A 24,085-nucleotide genomic window follows, 5' to 3' on the forward strand; every position below is an offset into this window, starting at 1 on the left:
GACGGTCAGCCGCTGCCCTGCTCGCCGAGCCGCCGATAAGCCCGGCGTAGTCGCTCCACCAGCCCGGGGCCACCGATGGCCGGCGCGGGCGCACCAAGCTGTCGCAACAGCAGCTCGGTCCCCGTCGCCAAGGTCGGCGGTCGGTCGGGCAGCGGAACCGGCGCGGACCAGAACCGATCGACCGCGTCGGCCAGCGACGCCGCCGGCAGACCCGCCACCGACCGCGCCGCACCGGCCACCGGCACCGAAGACACCGCACCGGTCACCGACGCCGAAGACGCCTCGTCGGTCACCGGCACCGCAGACGTCTCGTCCGAATCAGACCGTTCGGGTACGGCGGCACCACCCCGGCGCACCCGCAGCCGGTCCAGCAACTCCGCTCGACCACGGCCGCGCCAGTGCAGCAGCGCGAACGGGTCGGCGTCGAACGCCTCGGCGAGAAGGTAGAAAGTCGCGGCGAGATGTTTGCACGGCACCGCGCCGTCGGGGCAGCTGCACCACTGGCCCAGCTCGGCCAGACCGGCGGGGAACAGCGGCGCACCCGCCGCGGCAAACAGCTCCTCCAGCTCAGCGGGGAGATCACCGGCGAGTAGACGCGCGCTGAAGAACGCCTGCGCGGCCAACTCCTCCTCCACCCGGGACCAGAGCGTCGCCGGGAAGGGCGCCAGCGTGATCCGCACCTCGTACGGCCGGGACCGCGAGCCCTGCACCGCGGCCGTCACCTCGCCCGGCGTCACCTCCAGCCGCAGTACCTGCCCCGCCCGGGCGTACGACCGACCACGGGTGAGGCGGGTGCCCAGCGCGAAGGACTCCAGCACCTCCAGGAACCGGCGGGACCACCAGGAGGTCCCGATCGCGCCACGGGTGCTGCGTGCTCGCAACCCACCGGCGACCCGACGCGGTGGACCGTAGTCGGCGAACCGGTCGGCCCGGCGGCCCGGGCTGTCGCTGCCGGCGGCCCGCGGGCTCATTCGGCCACCGCCCCGGCCTCCAGCTGGAACAGCTCCCGCAGCTGCGCCGTGGACAGCTCGGTCACCCACTGCTCGCCGGCGCCCACCACGGTCGAGGCGAGCCGGCGCTTGTCGGCGATGAGGGCGGCGACCTTCTCCTCCACCGTGCCGGCGCAGACGAACTTGCGGACCTGAACGCGCCGCCGCTGCCCGATGCGGAACGCCCGGTCCGTGGCCTGGTCCTCCACCGCCGGATTCCACCAGCGGTCAACGTGCACGACGTGGTTGGCCGCGGTCAGGGTGAGACCGGTCCCGCCGGCCTTGAGCGAGAGTACGAAGAGCGCGGGGCCGTCCGGGGACTGGAACCGGGTCACCATCGCGTCCCGGTCGGCCTTACCGACGCCGCCGTGCAGGAACAACGTCTCCTGTCCGAACCGCGCCGACAGGTGACCGCGCAGCATGCCGCCGAACTCGGCGTACTGGGTGAAGAGCAGGGCCTTCTCCCCCGCGGCGAGCACCTCGTCGAGGATCTCCTCCAGCCGGGCGAGTTTGCCGGAACGGCCGGTCAGCGCCGAATTGTCCCGCAGCAGGTGCGCCGGATGGTTACAGACCTGCTTGAGCCGGGTCATGGCGGCCAGCACCAGCCCGCGCCGGGCGATCCCCTCGCTGGACTCGATCTGGGCCAGCATGTCGTCCACCACCGCGCGGTAGAGGGCCGCCTGCTCCGCGGTCAGACTGCACACCACCTCCATCTCCAGCTTCTCCGGCAGGTCGGAGATGATCGAGGAGTCGGTCTTGAGTCGACGCAGCACGAACGGGCCGGTGATCCGGCGCAGCCGCTCGGCCGCCTCCGCATCGCCGTGCCGCTCGATCGGTTCGGCGTACCGCTTCTTGAACTCGGCCGCCGGGCCGAGCAGACCGGGGTTGGCGAACTGCATGATCGACCAGAGGTCGGCGAGCCGGTTCTCCACCGGGGTGCCGGTGACCGCGATCCGATGCCGGGCGGGCAACGCGCGAACCGCCTCGGCTTGCCGGGTGGAGGCGTTCTTGATGGCCTGCGCCTCGTCCACCACCACCCGATGCCAGTCGACCCCTGCCAACTCACCCGCGTCGCGGGCCGCCACCGTGTACGTGGTGAGGACCAGGTCCGCGCCCGCCACCGCCGCGGTGAACGCCGTCCCCCGGGCCCGCTCGGCGCCGTGGTGCACATGGACCCGTACGCCCGGGGTGAAGGTCGCCGCCTCCCGCTGCCAGTTACCGACCAGCGACATCGGAGCGACCAACAGGGTCGGGCCGACGCCCGGGGGATCGCCGGCGAGCAACGCGAGTAGCTGCACCGTCTTACCGAGACCCATGTCGTCGGCGAGCACCCCGCCCAGGCCGAGGGACTGGAGGAAGACCAGCCAGGCCAGCCCCCGCCGCTGGTAGGGGCGGAGCACGCCGCGGAACGACGGGGCCGGGTCCACCGGGGTGAGCTGCCGCTCCACGGCTCCGGCGAGCAGCTCCCCCAACGCGCCGTCGGCCGCCACCTCGAGCACCGGCAGCGCGTCGGTGCCGGGGTCGGCGAGGCCCTGCCGCAGCAGATCGCCGACGGTCAGCTCGCCGGTGGAACGGAGCAGCCGCAGGCCGGCGGCGAGACGCTTCGGGTCCAGCTCCACCCAGCGCCCACGCAGCTGAACCAACGGGGATTTCAGCGCGGCCAGCGACTCCAGCTCCGCGGCGGTCAGCGGCTGGTCACCGAGGGACACCTCCCAGCGGTAATCAACCAGGGCATCCAGCCCCACCCCACCGCCCGCCCCGGCCACGGTGCCCGGAGCGGTGCGACTCTGGGCCTGTAGTCGAGCGCCGAGCCGGGATGAGGGACGCCGCCACCACGAGGGCAGCAGCACCGCGAACCCGGCCGCGTACAGCACCGGCGCGCCGTCGCGGAGAAATCGGTGCGCGCCCTCGGCGTCCAGCTCCAGCGCCTCCGGGGTGGCGGTGCGCAGGGCCGGGTTCAGCTCCGGCCAGAGCCGGCTGGCCCGCCCCAACTCGGCCAGCAGGGCTTCCTGTGGAGCGGCTGGACCGGGCAGGGTCACCGGCTCGTGCCAGATCCGTGCGGCGTCAACGTGCAGGCCGGGCTGGTCAGCGGGCTGCAGGCCGAACTCGACCCGCCACGGCCCCTCGGCCGCGACCGGCCCGCCGGCCGCCGCCTCGACGGACCCGTCCGTCGGCGGCTCCACCAGCCGGAAGCTGGCCCGGACCGAGCCTCCCACCGCATCGCGCTGCCAGGCGTCCAGCTCACCGCGCAGGGTGTCGAGCTCCACCGCGTCGGCGGCGAAGTCACGACGCGGGCCGGTGAGCGCCGCCAGCCACGCCGTGACCGCACCCCGCGGCCGAGTTCCCCGGGTGAGGGAGGTCTCCGCGAGGGCGGCCCGCACGGCCGTGTCGGTGAGCGCGTCGAGCGCCTCGGCCACCAGTTCCCCGGGTTCCCCGACGGCCGCCGTCGGTCGCCTCGCACCCCGAGCCCGTGGCGGCGCACCACCCCTGGCGCGCGCTCCGGCTCCGCCGGTAGCCGGCGTCTCCGGCGCGCCGGTAACGGCGAGCGGATCCAGATCGACCTCGACGGCGGCGCGGGCCGCAGGCGGCAGGGCGAGGGCGAGGGCACGAGCCCAGCCGGCGTCCGTGCCGGTGAGCAGCGGCCGCCACACCGCACACGCGATGGCGTCGGCGCGCTCCCCCGACGTCGACGTCACCCGGGCCGGGGCGGCTCGACCGGCGCGGGTGGCGCCCGTACGTCGCCGGGTCCGCCCAACCGGTCGCGGGTCATCATCGCCGGGCGCCGGCTGGATGGCGGGCAGGACCCGACCGCGGGCGGCGAGGTCCACCGCGAAGGCCGCCAGCTCCGCGAGGTGACGCAGGGTGGCGCCGGGTACGGCGTCCGGTAGCGCACCGGCCGCGGTGACCCGCGCGAGCAACGACAGGGCGGTGTCCGGGGCGTACACCAGGGCCGGCACCCGCCATCCGGCCAGCGTGACCGGTCCACGGAGCGGATCGACCGGCGCGGAGCGGACCAGCTCCGGCGAGTCCAGCGGCGAACCAGCTCGGGTGGGCAGGGTGAGCAGCGCCGTGCCGGGCATGGTCGGCTCGGCGACCTCGGCCAGGGCTGCGGCGAGCACGGGGTGCCCGGCGGCGAACGGGTGTGGTCGCTCGCGCGGCGCCCGCCCGGCCCGCCGAGGGGCCCGGGGTGGCGATGTGCTGTCCTCGGCCCAGACGGCGAGCCCGCTGTCGAGCCGCCACGATCCGTGGACAACCAGCACGCGATCTCCCCTCGTCGGCACCCGGGCCCAGGATAGGCGGGGCGGCAGCGCGGCTCGGCACCGCTGTAGCAGACCCGCTCCGGGCCCGTACCTGTTTGCCGGGGCCGACGCTTCCGCTCCGCTGGCGTGCCGGTCGGGGCAGGATGGGCGCATGGCGCCAACCGTGGAGATTCCGCTGGCCGGTGGTTCGTCCGACGGGCAGACCGTCACCGTCGAACTGGACCCGAACGGTCGCCCACCGCTGACCCACCACCACCTCGGCGACGGCGGACTCGCCGACGCCGAGATCTACGAGCTGGAGACCGTGGGGGGAGACGCCCGGAGGTGGCGCTACTGCTGGCGGGGTCCGGCGGTCTGACCGGCTCACCCGTCCACGGAGACCATCGACTGGGTCCGGAGACTCTCCAACACCGCCCGGGTCACCTTCGAGGTGCCCCGGGCCTCCTCGCACACCTCGGCGACCCGGCGGGCGGTGGCCTCGGCGCGCTGTTCCCGCTCGTCCCACAGCCGGTCAACCTCGGCCAGCAGCGGGCCCTCGACCTCCCGCTCCAACCCACGCAGGGCGGGAACGCCGAGGCGCTGGGCCAGGTCGAAGACCTTGCCGGCGTACGGGAGGGGAAGAAACGGGGTGTTCACCATCGCGGCGAAGATCAGAAAGTGCAGCCGCATGCCGACCACCAGGTCGAAGTGGCGCATCAGGCCGAGCACCTGCTGGGGTGAGTAGCTGCCGTGCAGGATGCGCCCCCGTTCGGCGGCGACCATGTGTGACAGCACGCCGTGGGAGTGCCGGATGTCATCCCGCTCCATCGGGACGAACAGGATATTGGCATCGATTCGGTGCACCAAGAAGTCACCGATCTGGGCGAGGAGCCGGTGATAGCCGTCGACATCGAGACGTTCGGCGGCCCGCCCCGGTTCCCGCACACTCATCCCGACCAGATGCCGACCCGCCGGCACTCCCTCCTCCCGAAGCAGGTGTACGGGAAAGTCCTCCGGCTCCAGGAGAAACGCCGGATCCGCGGTGACCGTGATCGGATTGAGCAGCCCAGCCTCCTCCAGGAGCATCCGGGACTCCTGGTCCCGTACCGTGACCTGGGTCGCCCCGGCCAGCGTCTCGCGGACCATCCCGGTATCCACCATCTCGCTGAGCGGGCCAACCCCCACCGCGTAGGTGAGCAGCGGCAGGCCGCGCTCCTGGGCGACCCGGACAACCCGCAGGTAGCGGCGGGCCTCCTGGTCGTAGAGGATGCCGCCGCCCCCAAGGATGAGCAGATCGAGCTGAGCCAGCAGCGGGGACGAGTCGGTGCGGCTCACCCCCTCCCACGGCACCGCCTCCACCTCCGGGTGCGCCGCCCGGGTGTGATCGGGGTTGCGGGAGAAGACGATGATCCGAGCGTTCGGCTCCTGCTCCTGCAGGTCGGCCAGGAGGCCGGTGAGGATCGCCTCGTCACCGAGGTTACGACCGCCGTACGAGCCGAGCACTCCGATGGTCAGGCCGGTGCCAGCTGTCATCCGTCGCTCCTCCCCGGGTGCGTCCCCGCGGATTCCCGGCACACCGGAGAACAGTCCTGCCCCGGGCGACGGGTGAAGCCCGACGGCGGTGGAGGCCGGAGCGGCCGGCGGGGGAACCGTCGCCGGGCCGGGGCTGGCGTCAGCCGGGAGGACCGGCGGAGTGGGTGAGGAAGGGCAGCACCGGTCCCAGCCGGCGTCCCGGTGCCCACCGCCGAGCAGCCCGAAGAACTCCACCATGTGCGCGGTGGTCACCGAGTCCGCGTCGGCGAAGACCAGCAGCGTGGGCAGGACGAGGGCGGCCACCTCCGCCGACCAGTCGTACTCGCGCCGCAGCAGCTCCCCCGACTTTGCCCACCGCCGCGTCCTGCTGGGCCATCTCGGCGCGGGTCTCTCGATACCAGCCGGTGGCCCGCACCACCGTGCATACCGGTGATCCTATTGCCCGGATGTCGCCGTCGGTGCTGGCTGTTCCAGGTCTGTCGCGGAACCGTTCCGACTGCTTGCCGATGACCTCGCGGCTCCGGTGACGAAAACGCCGGTGGGCGTCGTCGCGCCCGGGGCTGCTCGGCGCACCGCGCGCGTCAACACTAGATTGACATCGGAGGTAGCCATTGCCCTTCCCGCGCTGGCGGGGCCGGACGCGCCGCTCCCGTGCTCATGGGCCTCGGCCGCCGGTCACCGACCGACCGAAGCCCCATCCAGCCGGCGCCCGCCCAGACGCGCCCCCGAGCGAGCGACCGAGCCCGAACAAAATTCGAACATGCCTCACGTTGCTGGGTATGATCCGTCAATGACAGGCAGACCGGAGGCGACTAACGGTCGGAAACGACCGACCCAATTATTCAGCCGCAGAGGAATGCTGACGCTGGCCGGTGTCGGAACACTAGGCGGGCTAACCGCCATCGCCGGGGCACAAATTGCCCCCTGGCGGACCGACCGCAGTACCCACGGAGACGCTCCTGTCTGGATAGAGCCCGTCGACACCAGCGCCACCCCAGCGCCACCACCGCCAACGGCTACCGCCCCCGGCACGCTACCGTCCCGAGAAGAGATCATCAGCCACTACGGCGCCCGGACACCCCACTACTGGGGATTACATCCGGACAGTTCCTGGTCGACCTTTCCGACCGATACCGCACTAACCCGCGACTCCGTCTGCCTGACGTTCGACGCTTGCAGCGACAGCAGTGGTTACGACGAAAGGCTGATCAACACGCTGCGGGCGCAGCGCGTACCGGCGACGCTGTTTGTCAACCAGCGCTGGGCGACCGCCCATCGACAGGAATTCGAAAGCCTCGTGACTGACCCCCTGTTCGAGATCGGCAATCACGGCACGAACCACCGTCCGCTATCAACTTCCGGTCGCTCCGCGTACGGAATCGCCGGCACGAAAAACGTTGCCGAGGTGTACGACGAAATCGCCGGAATGCACACATGGATGGCCACCAACTACGGCCTCCAGCCAAAGTTCTTCCGCCCCGGAACAGCCCACGCCGACAACGTGGCCACCCAGGTGTCCCGGGCGATGGGCGCGTGGATCGTGATGTTCAGCGTCAACGGTGACTCCGGTGCCACCGCAAGCGCCAACCAGGTCTACCAGCAGTTCCTACAGCTCCGCCCCGGCGGAATCCTGCTGGCACACTTCAACCGTCCTGGCTCGGAGACAGCCGCCGGCGTCGAACGCGCACTTCCGGTTCTCAAAGCACGCGGCCTACGTTTCCGAAGACTCGACGAAGTCATCCCTGCTACCACTTCCCCGGAGCGACCTCCCCGTTGGTGAACCGTCCGCAGCAACGGAGTCGGCGCTGCCAGGACGGCACTCGTCACCGCACGCGCGTGGCACCCATCGCCCGGCGCCCCGCACCGCCCGTTCCGCAAAAATCGACCACTCTGGTCGACTGAGGGCGGTTTCGCCACGCACTCCGCCCCGCCGGGTGACGATCAGTATGCGGATCCAGCGGGGGGCAGGGGTGACGTGACGCAGAAGGGCGGAGGGCCGAAACACCGGTATCGGCGAGACAGCGAAATGTCCCGGGACACCGCCCGGGTGGAGGCCTTCAGTGACGCCGTGATCGCCGTCGCACTGACTCTGATGGCGGTGGAGCTGCTCCAGTTCAACCCGGAGGGAGGGGCCGACACCGACCTCGTGACGCGGCTCCAACAGGAGTGGCGGGCCTTCCTCGCCTACGTCATCACCTTCACCATCGTCGGCCAGATCTGGCTGGCCCACCACAATAGTTGGCGCTACGTGGTCCGGGTTGACCAGATGCTGTTGGTGCTGAACCTGCTGATGCTGATGTTCGTGGCGGCCATCCCGTTCACGGCAAACCAGCTCTCGGACCACCTTCGCGGCAGCGATGTGGACCAGCAGTTGTCGGCCGCGATCTACGTCGGCGCCGTGCTCGGCGAAGCGCTGTTTTTCAACCTAGGCTGGTGGTGGGCACGCTGGCGGGGACTGCTCAACCCGGATCTCGATCCCCAGCTGGCGGCGTCGGTCTCCCGCCGATACCTCATTCGCCCGCTGCTCTACCTGATCGCCTTTGCCATCGTCTTCATCAATCCGATCCTCAGTCTGCTGGCCTACCTGCTGTTGGTGGCGATCTACCTGATCCGCGGCCCGGGCGACCTCCCGCCTGCCGGACGGGCGGAAGACGAGTGTGGCTAGCCGACCGGAGGCCGGCTTTCCGGACCGAAGTTGCTGTCACCGTGGCTGCCCCAGCCCGAGGGAACTGAGCTCCGGGCCGTCGTGAGTGCTGGTGGTACGGGGTGGGCGCGGCAGGTTTCGAACCTGCGACCCCTCGCTTGTAAGGCGAGTGCTCTCCCACTGAGCTACGCGCCCCGGGCGCCGGTGAGACGGGCCGGAGGCTGGCAAGCTTACCCTGCCGCCACCGGCGCCGCCCCGACGGTCGACCAGGTGTCAGGCGGCCGAAACCTCAGCCAGTGCCTTACGCCAGCTTTGCTGGTCACGGGCCTCACCCGGCGTGTTCATCTCCGCGAAGCGGACCACACCCGCCTTGTCGATGACGAAGGTGCCCCGGTTGGCGATGCCAGCAACGTCGTTGAAGACCCCGTAGGCCTGAGCAACCGCGCCGTGCGGCCAGAAGTCGGAGAGCAGCGGGAACTGGTAGCCCTCCTGGTCCGCCCAGATCTTGTGGGCGTACACCGAGTCAACGCTGACGGTGAGCACCTGAACGTCGTCGTTGACGTACTGGTTCAGGTTGTCCCGTACCTCGCACAGTTCACCCTGGCAGACACCGGTGAAGGCGAGTGGGTAGAAGACCAGGAGCACACTGCGCTTGTCACGGAAGTCGGCGAGCCGAACCTCCTGGTTGTTCTGGTCCTTGAGCACGAAGTCCGGCGCCTGCGCGCCTACCTCGATGGGCATACGGAACTCCTTGCGGGTCGGGTCAACGTCACGAAAGCCTGCCACACGGCGGGCGCTGAGCGGTGCGGAGTCAGTTACTTCTTACTCTTCGACCCACGGCGCAGCACCAACCGGGCGCCGCTCCAGTCCCGGCCGGCGTTGATCGTGGAGGTCTGCTGCAGGCCGGCGGTAGGCGCGGACTCGGCGATCTCGCTGGGCTCCACGTGCCCCTCACGTCCGGCCTTCGGCGTGAGTAGCCACACGATTCCGCTGTCCGCCAGCGGGCCGAGGGCATCAACGAGCAGCTCGAAAAGGTCACCGTCGCCGTCCCGGTACCACACCAGTACCGCGTCGACCACCTCGTCGGTGTCTTCGTCAACCAGTTCCCCACAGCGGTCGGTCAGTGCGTCTCGGAGATCCTGGTCGACGTCGTCGTCGTACCCCATCTCCATGACGACCATCCCCGGCTCGATTCCGAACCGGTCCGCCAGGCTGCGTACCCCGTCGGCGGCCTGACCAGCGGTCGCGCTCACTGTCGCGTGCCTCCTCTTTCATCCAGCTCACGGCGTCGGTTGACGCCGTGAGCCAAGTCCACACAGTTGCGGCTCGGCGCGCAAGTGGCACACCGGGTGGAACGGAATTTACCCTGCCAGTAGTGTGCGGGCACCCTGGGTGATGGCATCGTCGATGACCAGAACCTGACGGGCCAGCGGGCCTTATGGTACGAACGCGTCAACTGCCGCAACACGCCGCACCACTCCGACGTATCCGGCATCGACCAAGGCCACCATGCCCCTCCGCGATGACCGAGCGCCCGGTCTACTCCGCCGCGCCGGCCTGCGGGCCGCCGTACTCGGACATTTTGATCACCAAGACGCGCAGGGCGCTGATTTCCTCATCGCTGAAACCGGCGAGGAGCCGGGACTCGGACATCGCCTGGTGGACCCGCACCCGTACCAGCCGTCCGGTTGTGGTCACCACGAGTGTCTTCTGCCGCCGATCGGCCGGGTCGATTCGGCGCTCGACCAGGCCCGCCTGCTCCAACCGGTCCACCAGGGCGGTGACGTTGGACCGGTCGCAGCGCAGCTGCTCGGCGAGTTCCCGGGCCGGCAACGGCCGGTCCGGGTCGAGTTCGTACAGGGCGCGGGCCACGGCGGGGGTGAGCCCCAGCCGGGTGATGTCGGTTTCCTGGTCCTGCCGGATGGTCGAGGCGATCTGCAGGATCCGACGGATGGCATCCCCAGCCAGCTCAGACCGGTTGCCAGCGGAGGAGTCGACCCGCTGGACAGTGGGATGCGCCATGACTGGCACCCTACCCGCCACACCGGTTGGGGTGGCCGGTTCCCGCAACGGTCAGCCGGGCAGGAACGAGAAACGGACCTGGCGGGTCGGGTTGTCCCCGTTCGGGTCAACCAGGCACAGCGACTGCCAGGTGCCGAGCATGAGCTGCCCGGCACACACCGGCAGCGTCGCGTACGGCGACAGGAAAGCGGGCAGCAGATGGTCCCGACCGTGCCCGGGAGACCCGTGCCGGTGTCGCCACCGGTCGTCGGCGGGCAGTAGGTCGTTGAGCACCTGACGTAGGTCATCGTCGGACCCGGCGCCGACTTCGATGAGCGCGAGCCCGGCGGTGGTGTGGGGCACGAAGACGTGTAGCAGGCCGTCCCCCTGTCCGGCGACGAACCGGTCCGCCTCGTCGGTGATGTTCCGGACGGTGAGGTGTGAGCCCGTCTGCACGGTTATGACTTCGGTACGCATGGGTGGATTCTGCCCCGCGGCCGGTCCTGGCCGACCCGGGACACCGAGACCTACTCGGGCCACCCGAAATGAAGTTACCGACGAGTACCTGTGTCGAGCGTCGCGTCTCCTGCGGGTGAAGTGACGGGGGGCGCCTCGAGAAGGCAGGATGGCGCTATAACCTGACCAAAATCCAACCGAGGGAACGCCTGTGGCCACGGAACGCAAGCGCCCGGTGATCAGTGCCGGTCTGCCGAGCCAGCTTCCGGATATCGACCCCGACGAGACCGGCGAATGGGTCGAGTCGCTCGACGGTGTCATCGACGAGCGCGGGACGAAACGCGCCCGCTATGTCATGCTGCGCCTGCTGGAACGAGCCCGCGAGCGTCAGGTCGGGGTGCCATCCCTGACGACCACGGACTACATCAACACCATCGCACCGGAGCAGGAGCCCTGGTTCCCCGGTGACGAGCACGTCGAGCGGCGGATCCGGGCCTACATCCGATGGAACGCCGCGGTGTTGGTGCACCGGGCCCAGCGGCCGGAGATCGGCGTCGGTGGGCACATCTCGACGTTCGCCAGCTCGGCCTCGCTCTACGAGGTCGGCTTCAACCACTTCTTCCGGGGCAAGGACCACCCGGGGGGCGGCGACCACCTCTTCTACCAGGGACACGCCTCCCCCGGCATGTACGCGCGGGCGTTCCTCGAGGGACGGCTCAGCGAGCACCAGCTCGACGGGTTCCGCCAGGAGCTGTCGCATCCCGGCGGCGGGCTGCCGTCGTACCCGCACCCCCGGCTGATGCCGAACTTCTGGGAGTTCCCCACCGTCTCGATGGGCCTCGGCGGCGTCAACGCCATCTACCAGGCCCGGTTCAACCGCTACCTGCACCACCGCGGCATCAAGGACACCTCCGACCAGAACGTGTGGGCGTTCCTCGGCGACGGCGAGATGGACGAGCCGGAGACGCTGGGCGCGATCGGGACCGCCGCCCGGGAGGAGCTGGACAACCTCACCTTCGTCATCAACTGCAACCTGCAACGCCTGGACGGACCGGTCCGCGGCAACGGCAAGGTGATGCAGGAGCTGGAGGCGTTCTTCCGGGGTGCCGGCTGGAACGTCATCAAGGTCGTCTGGGGCCGCGAGTGGGACCCACTGCTCGCCCGGGACACCGACGGCGCGCTGGTCAACCTGATGAACACCACGCCGGACGGTGACTACCAGACCTACAAGGCGGAGTCCGGGTCGTACATCCGGGAGCACTTCTTCGGCCGCGACCCGCGGACCCGCAAGATGGTCGAGCACCTCAGCGACGACGAGATCTGGAACCTGAAGCGGGGCGGCCACGACTACCGGAAGCTCTACGCGGCGTACAAGGCCGCGGTGGAGCACACCGGGCAGCCGACGGTGATTCTGGCCAAGACCATCAAGGGTTGGACGCTCGGCTCGCACTTCGAGGGGCGCAACGCCACCCACCAGATGAAGAAGCTGACGCTGGAGGACCTGAAGACCTTCCGCGACCGGCTCTACCTGGATATCCCGGACAAGGCGCTGGAGGAGAACCCCTACCTGCCGCCGTACTACCGGCCGGAGGCGAAGTCCGACGAGATCGAGTACCTGCACGAGCGGCGCCGGCAGCTCGGCGGCTACCTGCCCTCCCGACGGTCCGGCACGAAGCGGCTCACGATCCCCGACTCGAAGAGCTTCGCCGACGTGAAGCGTGGTTCCGGCAAGCAGAAGGTGGCCACCACGATGGCCTTCGTCCGGCTGCTCAAGGACCTGATGAAGGACAAGGATTTCGGCCGACGCTGGGTACCGATCATCCCGGACGAGGCCCGCACCTTCGGGCTGGACTCGCTCTTCCCGACGCGGAAGATCTACTCGCCGCACGGCCAGCGCTACACCTCGGTTGACCGGGAGCTGTTCCTGTCGTACAAGGAGGCGACCAGCGGGCAGATCCTGCACGAGGGCATCAACGAGGTTGGCTCGGTCGCCTCCTTCACCGCGGCCGGCTCCGCGTACGCCACGCACAACGAGCCGATGATCCCGATGTACATCTTCTACTCGATGTTCGGGTTCCAGCGGACCGCGGACGGGCTCTGGGCGGCGGCCGACCAGATGGCCCGCGGCTTCCTGCTCGGCGCTACCGCCGGCCGGACCACGCTCAACGGCGAGGGCCTCCAGCACGAGGACGGTCACTCGCTGTTGATCGCCGCCACCAACCCGGCGGTGGTCGCCTACGACCCGGCGTTCGCCTTCGAGATCGCGCACATCGTGGAGAACGGCCTGCACCGCATGTACGGCGAGGCGCAGGAGAACGTCTTCTACTACCTGACGATCTACAACGAGCCGATCGTGCAGCCGACGGAGCCGGCGGAGGTCGACGTCGAGGGCATCCTGAAGGGCATCTACCGGTACGCGCCGGCGCCCCAGGTGGACGGCCCGTCGGCACAGCTGCTCGCCTCCGGCACCGGCATGCAGTGGGCGCTCAAGGCGCAGGACCTGCTCGCCCGGGACTGGGGGGTGGCCGCCAGCGTCTGGTCCGTGACCTCCTGGACCGAGCTGCGCCGCGACGCGGTTCAGGCGGAGGAGCACAACCTGCTCAACCCGACCGAGCAGCAGCAGGTCCCGTACGTGACGGCCAAGCTGGCCGACGCCGACGGACCGAAGGTCGCGGTCAGCGACTGGATGCGCGCGGTGCCGGATCTGATTGCCCGCTGGGTGCCCGGTGACTACACCTCGCTCGGCACCTGTGGGTTCGGCATGTCGGACACCCGGCATGCGCTGCGTCGGTACTTCCACGTGGACGCGGAGTCGATCGTGGTCGCGACGTTGCGGCAGCTCGCGCTCCGCGGCGCGGTCCCGGCGGGGGTCCCCGCCGAGGCGGCCAAGAAGTACGCCATCGACGACATCGGGGCGGCCCCGGTCGGTGAGACCGGCGGCGACAGCTGACCGATGGTCACGGCTGGCCCGGCGTGGAGTGTTCCCCGCCGGGCCGGTGTCGTCTCCCGGGGTGTTCCGTCCACATCCCCTCGTGCGGATACTGACCGCAACTACCTGCTGACCGCAGGTGGATGCTGGCCGCCGCACCGGGAGTGCGGAGCTACACAGTGGCGGTGGCCCGGATCCCTGGCTAGGACCTCAGGCCACCGCCGGAGCGGGTTGACGCCAGGACGGGACCCGGTCAGCCGACGGCGGCCAGGTCGGTCAGCCGGGCGAGCGAGTCCTCCAGGTCGGCGCCGACCCGACGCAGCCCGAGCCGGAGCAGGGCGGCCTTGACCGGACCAGCCGGCCAGCGTACGACGATCAGTCGCACGACCGTCCCGCCCGGTGCCTCGTCCGCGGTGAGCTGGACGTAGATCTCGGTGCGCGCCTCCGCTCGGGCACCGGCGCCCTTGGCGCGTTCCCGCCAGCCGATCAGGGTCGGCTCCTGGTAGGCGATCACCTCGGCCTCATGGGCCGCGCCGCGCCCCGCTTGGACCCGCTGCCGCCGGCCGAAGCCCTCCCCGGAGAGCACTTCCGCCGCCCGGACCCCGGCCAGCCAGGCCGGTAGCTGTTCAGCCCGCTGCACGACGCCCCAGACCGCTTCGATCGGCGCGGTTACGTGCGAGCTGCGTTCCACGAGGATCATTTTCCGTCTTCCTCCAGTGCGGACAACCCACGATATCGGCACTCTATGCGCTATTTCGGACTTAAACGGACAGGTAGGTAAAAGACACGCCGAAAACCCTTGCCTCCGTCCGGGCACTATGGGTATGGCCTCCGTCGACGGCAAGGGGCCCTTCCCGACACCGACCCGGCCAGCCGTAGGCTGGGGGCGTGACGGTACGTGTGCGCTTCGCCCCCTCCCCGACCGGAATGTTCCACGTCGGCGGTGCCCGTTCGGCTCTGCAGAACTGGATCTTCGCCAAGCAGCAGGGCGGGGTGTTCGTACTCCGGGTCGAGGACACGGACGCGGCCCGCAACAAACCCGAGTGGACCGAGGGCATCCTGGCGGCGCTGGAGTGGATCGGCATCGCCCGCGGCAGCTACGAAGGGCCCTACTTCCAGTCCTCGTACGCGACCGAGCACCGCGCCGCCGCGAGCCGGCTCCACGAGGGCGGGCGGGCGTACTACTGCGACTGCACCCGGGAGGCGGTACAGGCCCGTACCGGCTCACCACACACCGGCTACGACGGCTTCTGTCGGGATCGGAAGCTGGGCCCGGGTGCCGGCCGCGCCCTCCGCTTCCGGACCCCGGACGAGGGTACGACCGTGGTGGTCGACCTGATCCGCGGTGAGCCCACCTTCGACAACCGGCTGATCGAGGACTTCGTGATCGCCCGGAGCGACGGTTCACCGGTCTTCCTGCTCGCCAACGTGGTTGACGACATGACGATGGGGATCACCCATGTCATCCGGGCCGAAGAGCACCTGCCCAACACGCCAAAGCAGCAGCTGCTCTGGGACGCACTCGGCGTGAAGCCGCCGGTTTGGGCGCACGTCCCGGTCGTCGTCAACGAGAAGCGGCAGAAGCTGTCCAAGCGCCGGGACAAGGTGGCCCTGGAGGCGTACCGCGACGAGGGCTATCTGGCCGACGCGATGCGCAACTACCTGATGTTGCTCGGCTGGGCCCCGGCCGGCGACCGGGAGATCGTGCCCTGGTCGGCCATCGAGGAGGAGTTCCGACTGGATGAGGTGAACCCCTCCTCGGCCTTCTTCGACGAGAAGAAGCTGCGTGCGTTCAACGGCGAGTACATCCGGGCACTGTCGGTCGCCGATTTCATCGCGGCGTGCCAGCCATGGTTGACCGGGACCGCGACGATCGCACCTCCGCCGTGGCAGCCGGACGAGTTTGACGCCGAGGCGTTCGAGGCGGTGGCACCGCTGGCGCAGACCCGGATCGCGGTGCTCAGCGAGATCGTGCCCAACGTGGATTTCCTCTTCCTCGACACGCCGCTGATCGACGAGGGAGCGTGGGCCAAGGCGATGAAGGACGGCGTCGGCGACCTGCTCGACGCGGTGATCGCCGCCTTCACCGAGGTGCCTTCGTGGGACGCGGATTCGACCAAGTCGGCACTGGAAGCGGTCGGCGCGGAGCACGGCTTGAAGCTGGGCAAAGCCCAGGCACCCGTGCGGGTCGCGGTGACCGGCCGCCGGGTCGGCCTCCCCCTCTTCGAGTCACTCGAGGTTCTGGGCCGCGAGCGCACCCTGACCCGGCTACGGGCCGCCCGGCTCCGCCTCCCCTGAGCGGAGATGCACCCTGCCGTCCAGTTATCCGGCGCGGTAGGTAAAATGCGCGGGTCGACCGGCCGCGATCGGCGACTCCTGGGTTGAAGATCACAGATCGCTGAAATCTCCTCGCCAGGAGGTGCAACCAGCTGTCGCGTGACGGAGTCTAATGAGGTGGAGGCGCCCGGCCCAGCATCCGGCGTCCACGGCGATCCGCGTGCATGAAGCCGCAGCGATGCCATCCACCGAACGGGGGCGAGGAGACAGCGATGGTCCGTAGGGTACGGCGACTGGTCGCCATCATGGCTGGTGGTCTCGCAGCGGGAGTGCTCTCACTCGGTCTCACCACACCCGCGTCGGCGACGACGAAGCCGCCAGCGGGGGTCGATATCACCGGTGCCGGGATGGCCGAGCCGCTACACCTGCGCGCCGACACCCACCCGACCCAGGTTGCGGCCGTCATCGACCAGGTTAACTTCCTCGGCGACGCCGGCCAGAGCAGCGAACCGGACAAGGCCGACCTCGGTCCTAAGTACACCATCGTCGTGCTCGCTGGGGACAAACCCCAGCAGACCTACGACCTGTACCCGAAGGCCGCTGGCGGGCCCCGAATCTACCGACCGGCCAAGCAGCCGGACTCCAAGCAATCCGCCGCCGGCTGGTTCTTCGGCCGATTCACCATGTCGGAGACGCTGCGGACATCTGGTGTGCCGCTGGAACGGCAGCTGGACCCGGTTGGCGGTGGGACCGGCGGCAGCGAACGGATGATTCCGGAAGATGCGCTCGACCCGGCTGGAAACATCGACGAGGCCTTCAGCGGGTTGCCCCGGCTACTCTTGGTCAACATAGCCGTCGTGCTGACGATCACCTTCGGGCTGGCCGGGATCGCACTGCTGATCCGGCGTCGGAGCCGCTGACGCTTCCCCGCCGCCGGGTCAGCACCAGCGGCTGGGCGGCCGGCCGGGTCGCCCAGCCCGCGTTCGGGGTCGAACCGGGCCGTGCCGGTGCGCGCCCGCCCAGCCGGGCAGGCCGCTGAGACAGCCCCGAACCGGGCTTGACGGCGACCCGACCGGCTCGGCGGACCGTTGGCGCGGCACCGCTGAATCCTCCTCAGCGCACTCCGGTGAGGGCCCGCTGGGTGTCTCGCCCGGAACGCTGCCGCCAAGCCACCGGTGCTGCTTGGTTGCCGGCAACTCGTGGTGGCCCGGCCGGCAGTGCCCGTCCTGGGCGCAGCCGCGCTCGGCCTCCCCGTGCGCCATCCAGGTCTCCTCACCCTCGCCGTCGCCCACCGGCGCTGCCCCGGCGTGCCCCTGTCACCGTACTGGCCGGGACCGACGGGCGGTGCGGCGCACGTACCAGGTCACATCTGGAATCGACGTGAATCACCGACCTCGGACGAACCGCCCAGGTAGCACACCGCAGGTAACGACGTGTCAGGCTAGGGCGGTGAACGAGCCGGGAACCGAACTGGCGGCCACGCTGCGCCGGATCGAGCGGGCGGCGGGAGCACTCGCCACCGCCAGCGTGGCGCGGATGGACGAGACACTGCCCTGGTTCCGTGAGCTCCCGGCCGACCAGCGCTCCTGGGTCATGTTGGTGGCACAGGCCGGTGCCCGCTCCCTGGTGCAGTGGCTGCGCGCCGGCGGCGGCACCGCGGACAGCACCCAGGAGGTTTCCGACGAGGTCTTCGCGACCGCACCGCAGGCCCTGGCCCGTTCCATCAGCCTCCAGCAGACCGTAGCCCTGATCAAGGTGACCATCGACGTAGTGGAAGAACGGGTCCCGACCCTCGCCGCTCCCGGGGAGGAGCAGCAGTTGCGCGATGTGGTGCTGCGCTACTCCCGGGAGATCGCGTTCGCCGCCGCCCGGGTGTACGCGCGGGCCGCCGAGTCCCGTGGTTCCTGGGACGCCAGACTCCAGGCCCTCCTGGTTGACGCGCTCCTTCGTGGCGACTCACCAGATGTGTTGGCAAGCCGGGCGGCGGCGCTGGGCTGGGCGGACGCGCCCCCGGTGGCGGTGGCGGTGGGCCGTTCCCCGGGCGGGGAGGTCTCCGCCGTGCTGCACACCGTCTACCGGCTGGCCCGGCGCATCGGTGCCGAGGTGATCGGCGGCGTGCACGGCGACCGCCTGGTCATCGTGCTCGGCGGGGTGGCCGATCCGGTGGCCGCCACCGGCAAGCTGCTCGACGCCTTCGGTACCGGCCCGGTCGTGGTGGGCCCGGCCGTGCCGAGCCTGGACGAGGCCACCGACTCGGCGCGGGCCGCCCTCGCCGGATTCCGGGCCGCCCCGGCCTGGCCGGCCGCGCCCCGACCGGTACCCGCCGCCGACCTGCTACCGGAGCGGGCGCTCGCCGGAGATGCCGAGGCCCGTCGCCGGCTGCGGCACGACGTGTACGCCCCGCTGGCCCGCTCCGGTGGGGAGCTGCTGGAGACGCTGGACGCCTTCTTCACCGCCAGCGGCACCCTGGAGAGCGCGGCCCGGGCGCTGTTCGTCCACCCGAACACGGTGCGGTACCGGCTACGGCGGGTGGCGGAGGTGACCGGGCTGTCTCCCCTCGCGGCGCGGGATGCGTACGCGCTCCAAGTGGCGCTCACCGTCGGCCGACTCGACCCGGTATTCGCCCGAACCCCAAGTCGGACAACTAACCCAGTTACCCGCAGAACAGGGCAATAAACTGACCGCACTAATAGATCTTTGTAGGATTCCTCCAAAGGTTCTAGTGCGGTTTGGTGCAAGACGGCACAGCGCTACCCGCGCAGATCCGGGAGAGTCGTACCCGTGCTCGCCGTACTCTCCCCCGGCCAGGGTTCACAGAAACCCGGCTTCCTGACCCCTTGGCTCGACCTGCCCGGCGCCGAGGCGCGGTTGCGCTGGTGGTCCGCGCTCGCCGGGGTCGACCTGGTGCACCTCGGCACGGCCGCGGACGCTGACGAGATCAAGGACACCGCCCGTACCCAGCCGCTGCTCGTCGCGGCGGCGCTACTCGCCGCCGAGCAGCTACCGATGCACGATGTCACGCTCACCGCCGGCCACAGCGTCGGCGAGCTGGGCGCGACCTCGCTCGCCGGAGTACTCACCCCGGAGGCCGCGGTCACGCTGGCCGCCGTCCGGGGGCGCGAGATGGCGGCTGCCTGCGCGCTGGAACCGACCGGGATGGCCGCGCTGCTCGGCGGCGACCCCGACGAGGTGCTCGCCGCCATCGAGAAACACGGGCTGCACCCGGCCAACCGCAACGGCACCGGCCAGGTCGTGGCCGCCGGCTCCCTTAGTGGGCTGGAGAAACTCGCCGCTGAGCCCCCCGCCCGCGCCCGAGTCCGCCAGCTACAGGTGGCCGGCGCCTTCCACACGCCGTACATGGCCCCGGCCGAGGCCGCCCTCGCCGCCGTGGCCGCTGGCGTCACCCCCACCGATCCGACTCATATCCTGCTGTCAAACCTCGACGGCGCCGCGGTGAACCACGGCCGGGAAATGGTGCAGCGGCTGATCCGCCAGGTCACCGCCCCGGTCCGTTGGGACCTGTGCCTGCGCACCCTCGCCGACCTCGGTGTGACCGGGGTGATTGAACTACCCCCGGCCGGCACCCTCGCTGGCCTGGTCAAGCGGGAGCTGAAGGGCGAGGCCGCCCCGGAGATCGTCACCCTCAACACCCCGGACGACCTGCCCGCCGCGCGAGACCTGATCGCCCGGCACAGCGGCCCGGCTGGCCACGAGCCGACCATCCAGTTCCGGGTCGTGGTCTCCCCCGCCGCCGGCACCTTCGTCCCCGCTGACGAGCTGACCGAAGGCGTTGACCTGCGCGCCGGTCAGATCATTGGCCACATCGCCACCCGGCAGGGCCCGGTCGAGGTCACCGCCCACGACAGCGGCCTGCTCACCGAATGGCTCGCCCACCACGACGATCCGGTGGCGCCGGGCCAGCCGGTGGCCCGGATCGGTGGCCACACATGACATCGCGGTACCCATGGCCGCATAGGGAAGGACAGCCTTGATGACAGGCAGCCGGATCGTTGCGCTCGGCCACTACCAGCCGTCCCGGGTGGTGACCAACGACGAGATCGCCCAGCTGGTGGAGACCAGCGACGAGTGGATCCGCGACCGGGTCGGCATCGTCAGCCGCCGGATCGCCGACGGCGAGACGGTCACCGACATGGCCGTCGCCGCCGCTGGCAAGGCGCTGGCCGGCTCCGGCCTGACCGCCGCCGACATCGACCTCGTCGTGGTGGCCACCTGCACCTCGGTCGATCGCAGCCCGAACGTCGCCTCCCGGGTCGCGGCCCAGCTCGGCATCACCGCGCCCGGCGCGTTCGACCTCAACACCGCCTGCTCCGGCTTCGCGTACGCCCTCGGCACGGTCGACCACGCTGTCCGGGCCGGCGCAGCGCGGAACGCCATCGTCATCGGCGCGGAGAAGCTCTCCGACTTCACCGACTGGACGGACCGTTCGACCTGCATCATCTTCGGCGACGGGGCGGGGGCCGCGGTGGTCACCGCCACCGGGCCGGATGAGCCGGCCGGCATCTCCCCGGTGGTGTGGGGCTCGGTGCCGGAGCGCGGCGACGCGGTCCGGATCGAGGGAACGCGCCCATACGTGCGGCAGGAGGGACAGACCGTCTTCCGCTGGGCCACCACCGCGCTGGCACCGCTCGCACTCCAGGCGTGTGAGCGGGCCGGGATCGCCCCGTCCGAGCTGGCGGCGTTCGTGCCGCACCAGGCCAACACCCGCATCATCGACGGCATCGTCAAGCGCCTCGGCATCCCCCAGGCGATCGTCGCCAAGGATCTGGTCGAATCCGGCAACACCTCGGCGGCGAGCATTCCCCTGGCCCTGTCGAAGCTGGTGGAACGGCGCGAGGTGCCCTCCGGCGCACCAGTGCTGCTGTTCGGCTTCGGCGGTGGCCTGACCTACGCCGGTCAGGTCATCCGCTGCCCCTGAGACCCGGTGTGCCCCGGCATACCGCCCTTCGCCACCGCGGCGAAGCAACCCCCCAATGAGAGGAACCAACAGCAATGACCCGTGACGAGATCACCACCGGCCTCGCCGAGATCCTCGAAGAGGTTGCCGGGGTGACCCCGGACGACGTGGCCGAGGGGAAGTCCTTCACCGACGACCTGGACGTCGACTCGCTGTCGATGGTGGAAGTCGTGGTGGCCGCCGAAGAGAAGTTCGGCGTCAAGATCCCGGATAACGAGGTGCAGAACCTGAAGACGGTCGGGGACGCCGTCAGCTACATCGAGGCGCAGTCCTGACCATGGCCCACACCGACGTCGTCGTCACCGGTCTCGGCGCGACCACCCCGCTGGGCGGGGACGTCGCGTCAACCTGGGACGCCATGCTCAATGGCCAGTCCGGGGTGAGCGCGCTCACCCCGGACTGGGCCGAACAGCTACCGGTCCGGATCGCAGCCCAACTCGCGGTCGAGCCGGCTGAGCTGCTGGACCGGATCAAGTTGCGCCGACTGGACCGCTCCGAGGCGATCGCGATCATCGCCGCGAACCAGGCTTGGGCTGATGCCGGTCTCGCCGACTCCGGGCTGGACTCGGAGCGGCTCGGCGTCAGCGTCGGCTCGGGCATCGGCGGTGCGCTGACCCTGCTCAACCAGGACGACATCCTTGAGGCCTCCGGCCCGCGGCGGGTCTCCCCGCACACCATTCCGATGCTGATGCCGAATGGCCCCGCCGCCTGGGTCGGCCTGGAGCTGCAGGCCCGCGCGGGTGTGCACTCGGTGGCCAGTGCCTGTGCCACCGGCGCGGAGGCGATCACCCTCGGCATGGACATGATCCGTGCCGGGCGCGCCGACGTGGTGGTGGCCGGCGGCACCGAGGCGGTCATCCACCCGCTGCCGATCGCCGGCTTCTCCTCGATGCGGGCGATGTCCACCCGCAACGACGAGCCGGAGAAGGCCTCTCGCCCCTGGGACAAGGCCCGCGACGGCTTCGTACTCGGCGAAGGCGCCGGAGTGCTCGTGCTGGAACGCGCCGACCACGCCGCAGCCCGCGGCGCCCAGGTGTACGCACGGCTCGCTGGCGCCGGAGTAACCTCCGACGGCTACGACATCGTTCAGCCGCACCCGGAGGGCGTCGGCGCGATCCGGGCCATCACGAAGGCGATCACCGACGCGGACATCGACCGGGGCGACATCATGCACGTCAATGCCCACGCCACCTCGACCCCGGTCGGTGACCTGGCCGAAATCAAGGCGCTGCGCCAGGCGCTGGGCGATCATCCCGTCCTGACGGCGACGAAGTCGATGTCCGGGCACCTGCTCGGCGCGGCCGGAGCGCTGGAGTCGATCGCTACGATCCTGGCGATTCGGGATGGTGTGGTACCGCCCACGATCAACCTGGATGACCCGGACGACGGTCTCGACCTGGATGTGGCCGCCAACAAGGCGCGCCACCTGGAGATCCCCGCTGCGCTGAACAACTCCTTTGGCTTCGGCGGGCACAACGTGGCTCTCGTCTTCACGCGGGCCTGAGACCACAGCCTTGGAGGCTCACGTGACCACCACTGTTGCCGGCCCCGAAACCCCTACCGTGGACTATCGGGATCCGGAGCTGCGGCTCCGGTCCCTGTTCGACGCGGGCACGCTCCGCCTACTCGCTCCACGCGACAGCTCCGGTGTGCTCTGTGCCCGCGGCGAGATCGAGGGCACACCGGCCATCGCGTACGCCACCGACGCCACGAAGATGGGCGGCGCGATGGGCCTTGACGGCTGCCGCCACATCGTTGACGCGATTGACACCGCCGTCCGGGAGCGGGTGCCCGTACTCGGGCTCTGGCACTCCGGCGGAGCCCGACTCGCCGAGGGCGTGGTCGCGCTCGACGCGGTCGGTCAGGTCTTCGCCGCCATGGTCCGTGCCTCCGGCCGGGTACCACAGATCTCCGTCGTGCTCGGCCCCGCCGCGGGGGGCGCCGCCTACGGGCCGGCGCTCACCGACATCGTGGTGATGAGCGGTGCCGGCCGGATCTTCGTGACCGGCCCGGAGGTCGTCCGCAGCGTTACCGGTGAGCAGGTCGACATGGCCCGCCTCGGTGGCCCCGAACCGCACGGCCGGCGCTCCGGCGTCGTCCACGTGACGTGCCGGGACGACGAGGAGGCGCTGGCACAGTCGCGCCGACTCGCGGCCCTCCTCGGCCACCAGGGCCGACTCTGCCCAGACGACGTGCCGGCCATCGCCGAGGACGGGCACGACCTGGCCGCGAAGATGCCGGCCGAGACCAACCGGGCGTACGACGTCAAGCCGGTGGTCAAGGCGCTGCTCGACGCGCCCGGTGTCGAACTGCATGCCAAGTGGGCCCCGAACATCGTCACCACCCTGGGGCGGTTCGCCGGCCGGACGGTCGGCGTGATCGCCAACAACCCGCTGCGACTCGGCGGCTGTCTCGACGCCTCCAGCGCCGAGAAGGCCGCCCGCTTCGTGCGGATGTGCGACTCGCTCGGCGTACCGCTGATCGTGCTCGTTGACGTCCCCGGCTACCTGCCCGGCCTGGGCCAGGAGTGGGACGGGGTGGTCCGGCGCGGGGCGAAGCTGCTGCACGCCTTCGCCGAGGCGGTCGTGCCGCGGGTGACGCTGGTGACCCGCAAGGCGTACGGCGGCGCGTACATCGCCATGAACTCCCGTTCCCTCGGCGCGACCGCGGTCTTCGCCTGGCCGAACGCGGAGGTCGCGGTGATGGGTGCCAGCGCGGCGGTGAACATCCTGCACCGCAAGAAGCTGGCCGCCACGCCGCCGGAGGAGCGGGAGGCACTGCGCGCCGAGCTGATCGAGGAGCAGATCCGGGTCGCGGGTGGCGTGAACCGGGCGTTGGAGATCGGTGTGGTCGACAACGTCATCAAGCCGGCCGAGACCCGCCGACAGATCGCTGAGGCTCTCGCGGCGGCACCGGCCGGTCGCGGCGCGCACGGCAACATCCCGCTCTAGCGGATATCGGGCAGCCCCCGGGTACCGCCGACCGCGGTGTCCGGGGGCTGCGGTATACCTCTATCCCGGTGGGTAGCCGGCACGCTGCACA

At 70.5% G+C, this 24,085-nt stretch carries 21 protein-coding genes and 1 tRNA gene; 12 read left to right on the forward strand and 10 right to left on the reverse strand.

What is annotated here, in order from left to right; translation table 11 throughout:
- Nucleotides 1-5: 5 nt before the first annotated feature.
- Both SALPAC2_RS0109920 and SALPAC2_RS0109925 read right to left on the reverse strand, forming a co-directional pair.
- The gene (locus SALPAC2_RS0109920; protein ID WP_018216510.1) at nt 6-971 is read right to left on the reverse strand and encodes an SWIM zinc finger family protein; all 966 of its coding nucleotides are present in this window, start codon (nt 969-971) and stop codon (nt 6-8) included.
- Nucleotides 968-4,249: a DEAD/DEAH box helicase gene (locus SALPAC2_RS0109925; protein WP_018216511.1), complete on the reverse strand. Its 3,282-nt coding sequence runs from the start codon at nt 4,247-4,249 to the stop codon at nt 968-970. Before SALPAC2_RS0109925 ends, SALPAC2_RS0109920 begins: the two co-directional genes overlap by 4 nt.
- Before the next feature lie 151 nt (nt 4,250-4,400).
- Between SALPAC2_RS0109925 and SALPAC2_RS0109930 the strand changes: the two genes are divergently transcribed.
- Nucleotides 4,401-4,607, forward strand: coding sequence for a hypothetical protein (locus SALPAC2_RS0109930; protein ID WP_018216512.1), 207 nt, complete (start codon nt 4,401-4,403; stop codon nt 4,605-4,607).
- A 5-nt stretch (nt 4,608-4,612) separates the two neighbouring features.
- On the opposite strand, the gene SALPAC2_RS0109935 is transcribed toward SALPAC2_RS0109930, so the two are convergent.
- The gene (locus tag SALPAC2_RS0109935; protein ID WP_026184595.1) at nt 4,613-5,761 is read right to left on the reverse strand and encodes a polysaccharide pyruvyl transferase family protein; all 1,149 of its coding nucleotides are present in this window, start codon (nt 5,759-5,761) and stop codon (nt 4,613-4,615) included.
- Between the two features lie 859 nt (nt 5,762-6,620).
- On the opposite strand from SALPAC2_RS0109935, the gene SALPAC2_RS0109940 reads away from it, so the two are divergent.
- Both SALPAC2_RS0109940 and SALPAC2_RS0109945 read left to right on the forward strand, forming a co-directional pair.
- The gene (locus SALPAC2_RS0109940; RefSeq protein WP_026184596.1) at nt 6,621-7,541 is read left to right on the forward strand and encodes a polysaccharide deacetylase family protein; all 921 of its coding nucleotides are present in this window, start codon (nt 6,621-6,623) and stop codon (nt 7,539-7,541) included.
- 246 nt (nt 7,542-7,787) lie between these two features.
- Nucleotides 7,788-8,426 carry a TMEM175 family protein gene (locus SALPAC2_RS0109945; RefSeq protein ID WP_018216515.1) on the forward strand — a complete coding sequence of 213 codons (639 nt, stop codon included), beginning with the start codon at nt 7,788-7,790 and terminating at the stop codon, nt 8,424-8,426.
- Nucleotides 8,427-8,528: 102 nt separating this feature from the next.
- On the opposite strand, the gene SALPAC2_RS0109950 is transcribed toward SALPAC2_RS0109945, so the two are convergent.
- From SALPAC2_RS0109950 to SALPAC2_RS0109970, 5 genes are all read right to left on the reverse strand, one after another.
- Nucleotides 8,529-8,600: transfer RNA gene (locus SALPAC2_RS0109950), tRNA-Val, on the reverse strand.
- Between the two features lie 78 nt (nt 8,601-8,678).
- Nucleotides 8,679-9,146 (reverse strand): peroxiredoxin, encoded by a 468-nt coding sequence (locus SALPAC2_RS0109955; protein ID WP_018216516.1) that lies wholly within the window; start codon nt 9,144-9,146, stop codon nt 8,679-8,681.
- 74 nt (nt 9,147-9,220) lie between these two features.
- Complete coding sequence (locus SALPAC2_RS0109960; RefSeq protein ID WP_018216517.1) at nt 9,221-9,658, reverse strand: DUF3052 domain-containing protein; 438 nt, start codon at nt 9,656-9,658, stop codon at nt 9,221-9,223.
- 286 nt (nt 9,659-9,944) lie between these two features.
- A complete protein-coding gene (locus SALPAC2_RS0109965) occupies nt 9,945-10,427 on the reverse strand; it encodes a MarR family winged helix-turn-helix transcriptional regulator (protein ID WP_018216518.1) in 483 nt (160 codons plus the stop codon).
- 51 nt (nt 10,428-10,478) lie between these two features.
- Complete coding sequence (locus SALPAC2_RS0109970; protein WP_018216519.1) at nt 10,479-10,883, reverse strand: YjbQ family protein; 405 nt, start codon at nt 10,881-10,883, stop codon at nt 10,479-10,481.
- 190 nt (nt 10,884-11,073) lie between these two features.
- Between SALPAC2_RS0109970 and aceE the strand changes: the two genes are divergently transcribed.
- Nucleotides 11,074-13,812: a pyruvate dehydrogenase (acetyl-transferring), homodimeric type gene (aceE, locus tag SALPAC2_RS0109975; protein WP_018216520.1), complete on the forward strand. Its 2,739-nt coding sequence runs from the start codon at nt 11,074-11,076 to the stop codon at nt 13,810-13,812.
- Between the two features lie 232 nt (nt 13,813-14,044).
- Here the strand turns inward: aceE and SALPAC2_RS0109980 are convergent, their stop codons facing one another.
- Nucleotides 14,045-14,491: an SRPBCC family protein gene (locus SALPAC2_RS0109980; RefSeq protein WP_018216521.1), complete on the reverse strand. Its 447-nt coding sequence runs from the start codon at nt 14,489-14,491 to the stop codon at nt 14,045-14,047.
- Between the two features lie 200 nt (nt 14,492-14,691).
- On the opposite strand from SALPAC2_RS0109980, the gene gltX reads away from it, so the two are divergent.
- Entirely contained in the window at nt 14,692-16,089 is a 1,398-nt protein-coding gene (gene gltX / locus SALPAC2_RS0109985; protein ID WP_188115910.1) for a glutamate--tRNA ligase, read from the forward strand.
- 251 nt (nt 16,090-16,340) lie between these two features.
- A complete protein-coding gene (locus SALPAC2_RS0109990) occupies nt 16,341-16,988 on the forward strand; it encodes a hypothetical protein (protein ID WP_018216523.1) in 648 nt (215 codons plus the stop codon).
- Between the two features lie 18 nt (nt 16,989-17,006).
- Here the strand turns inward: SALPAC2_RS0109990 and SALPAC2_RS28315 are convergent, their stop codons facing one another.
- Nucleotides 17,007-17,330, reverse strand: coding sequence for a hypothetical protein (locus tag SALPAC2_RS28315; protein WP_026184598.1), 324 nt, complete (start codon nt 17,328-17,330; stop codon nt 17,007-17,009).
- A 112-nt stretch (nt 17,331-17,442) separates the two neighbouring features.
- Between SALPAC2_RS28315 and SALPAC2_RS0110000 the strand changes: the two genes are divergently transcribed.
- The 6 genes from SALPAC2_RS0110000 (at nt 17,443) to SALPAC2_RS0110025 (ending at nt 23,994) form a co-directional block, all read left to right on the forward strand.
- A complete protein-coding gene (locus SALPAC2_RS0110000; protein ID WP_317889010.1) occupies nt 17,443-18,744 on the forward strand; it encodes a PucR family transcriptional regulator in 1,302 nt (433 codons plus the stop codon).
- Nucleotides 18,745-18,849: 105 nt separating this feature from the next.
- Entirely contained in the window at nt 18,850-20,019 is a 1,170-nt protein-coding gene (locus SALPAC2_RS0110005) for an acyltransferase domain-containing protein (RefSeq protein ID WP_018216525.1), read from the forward strand.
- A gap of 40 nt (nt 20,020-20,059) precedes the next feature.
- Nucleotides 20,060-21,004 (forward strand): beta-ketoacyl-ACP synthase III, encoded by a 945-nt coding sequence (locus SALPAC2_RS0110010; RefSeq protein ID WP_018216526.1) that lies wholly within the window; start codon nt 20,060-20,062, stop codon nt 21,002-21,004.
- Between the two features lie 74 nt (nt 21,005-21,078).
- Nucleotides 21,079-21,318 carry an acyl carrier protein gene (locus SALPAC2_RS0110015; protein WP_012183711.1) on the forward strand — a complete coding sequence of 80 codons (240 nt, stop codon included), beginning with the start codon at nt 21,079-21,081 and terminating at the stop codon, nt 21,316-21,318.
- A 2-nt stretch (nt 21,319-21,320) separates the two neighbouring features.
- Nucleotides 21,321-22,547 carry a beta-ketoacyl-ACP synthase II gene (fabF, locus tag SALPAC2_RS0110020; RefSeq protein WP_018216527.1) on the forward strand — a complete coding sequence of 409 codons (1,227 nt, stop codon included), beginning with the start codon at nt 21,321-21,323 and terminating at the stop codon, nt 22,545-22,547.
- Between the two features lie 22 nt (nt 22,548-22,569).
- A complete protein-coding gene (locus SALPAC2_RS0110025) occupies nt 22,570-23,994 on the forward strand; it encodes an acyl-CoA carboxylase subunit beta (RefSeq protein ID WP_018216528.1) in 1,425 nt (474 codons plus the stop codon).
- Nucleotides 23,995-24,085 lie beyond the last annotated feature (91 nt).

Origin of the sequence: Salinispora vitiensis, from assembly GCF_000378825.1 — a bacterium.
Classification (GTDB): domain Bacteria; phylum Actinomycetota; class Actinomycetes; order Mycobacteriales; family Micromonosporaceae; genus Micromonospora; species Micromonospora vitiensis.

What these genes read in the sequence shown, in the direction of transcription:
- SALPAC2_RS0109920 (WP_018216510.1), bottom strand. Translation starts at nt 971, where the DNA reads ATGAGCCCGCGGGCCGCCGGCAGCGACAGCCCGGGCCGCCGGGCCGAC.
- SALPAC2_RS0109930 (WP_018216512.1), top strand. Translation starts at nt 4,401, where the DNA reads ATGGCGCCAACCGTGGAGATTCCGCTGGCCGGTGGTTCGTCCGACGGG.
- SALPAC2_RS0109935 (WP_026184595.1), bottom strand. Translation starts at nt 5,761, where the DNA reads ATGACAGCTGGCACCGGCCTGACCATCGGAGTGCTCGGCTCGTACGGC.
- SALPAC2_RS0109945 (WP_018216515.1), top strand. Translation starts at nt 7,788, where the DNA reads ATGTCCCGGGACACCGCCCGGGTGGAGGCCTTCAGTGACGCCGTGATC.
- SALPAC2_RS0109955 (WP_018216516.1), bottom strand. Translation starts at nt 9,146, where the DNA reads ATGCCCATCGAGGTAGGCGCGCAGGCGCCGGACTTCGTGCTCAAGGAC.
- SALPAC2_RS0109965 (WP_018216518.1), bottom strand. Translation starts at nt 10,427, where the DNA reads ATGGCGCATCCCACTGTCCAGCGGGTCGACTCCTCCGCTGGCAACCGG.
- SALPAC2_RS0109970 (WP_018216519.1), bottom strand. Translation starts at nt 10,883, where the DNA reads ATGCGTACCGAAGTCATAACCGTGCAGACGGGCTCACACCTCACCGTC.
- SALPAC2_RS0109980 (WP_018216521.1), bottom strand. Translation starts at nt 14,491, where the DNA reads ATGATCCTCGTGGAACGCAGCTCGCACGTAACCGCGCCGATCGAAGCG.
- SALPAC2_RS0109990 (WP_018216523.1), top strand. Translation starts at nt 16,341, where the DNA reads ATGGTCCGTAGGGTACGGCGACTGGTCGCCATCATGGCTGGTGGTCTC.
- SALPAC2_RS28315 (WP_026184598.1), bottom strand. Translation starts at nt 17,330, where the DNA reads ATGGCGCACGGGGAGGCCGAGCGCGGCTGCGCCCAGGACGGGCACTGC.
- SALPAC2_RS0110010 (WP_018216526.1), top strand. Translation starts at nt 20,060, where the DNA reads ATGACAGGCAGCCGGATCGTTGCGCTCGGCCACTACCAGCCGTCCCGG.
- SALPAC2_RS0110015 (WP_012183711.1), top strand. Translation starts at nt 21,079, where the DNA reads ATGACCCGTGACGAGATCACCACCGGCCTCGCCGAGATCCTCGAAGAG.
- fabF (WP_018216527.1), top strand. Translation starts at nt 21,321, where the DNA reads ATGGCCCACACCGACGTCGTCGTCACCGGTCTCGGCGCGACCACCCCG.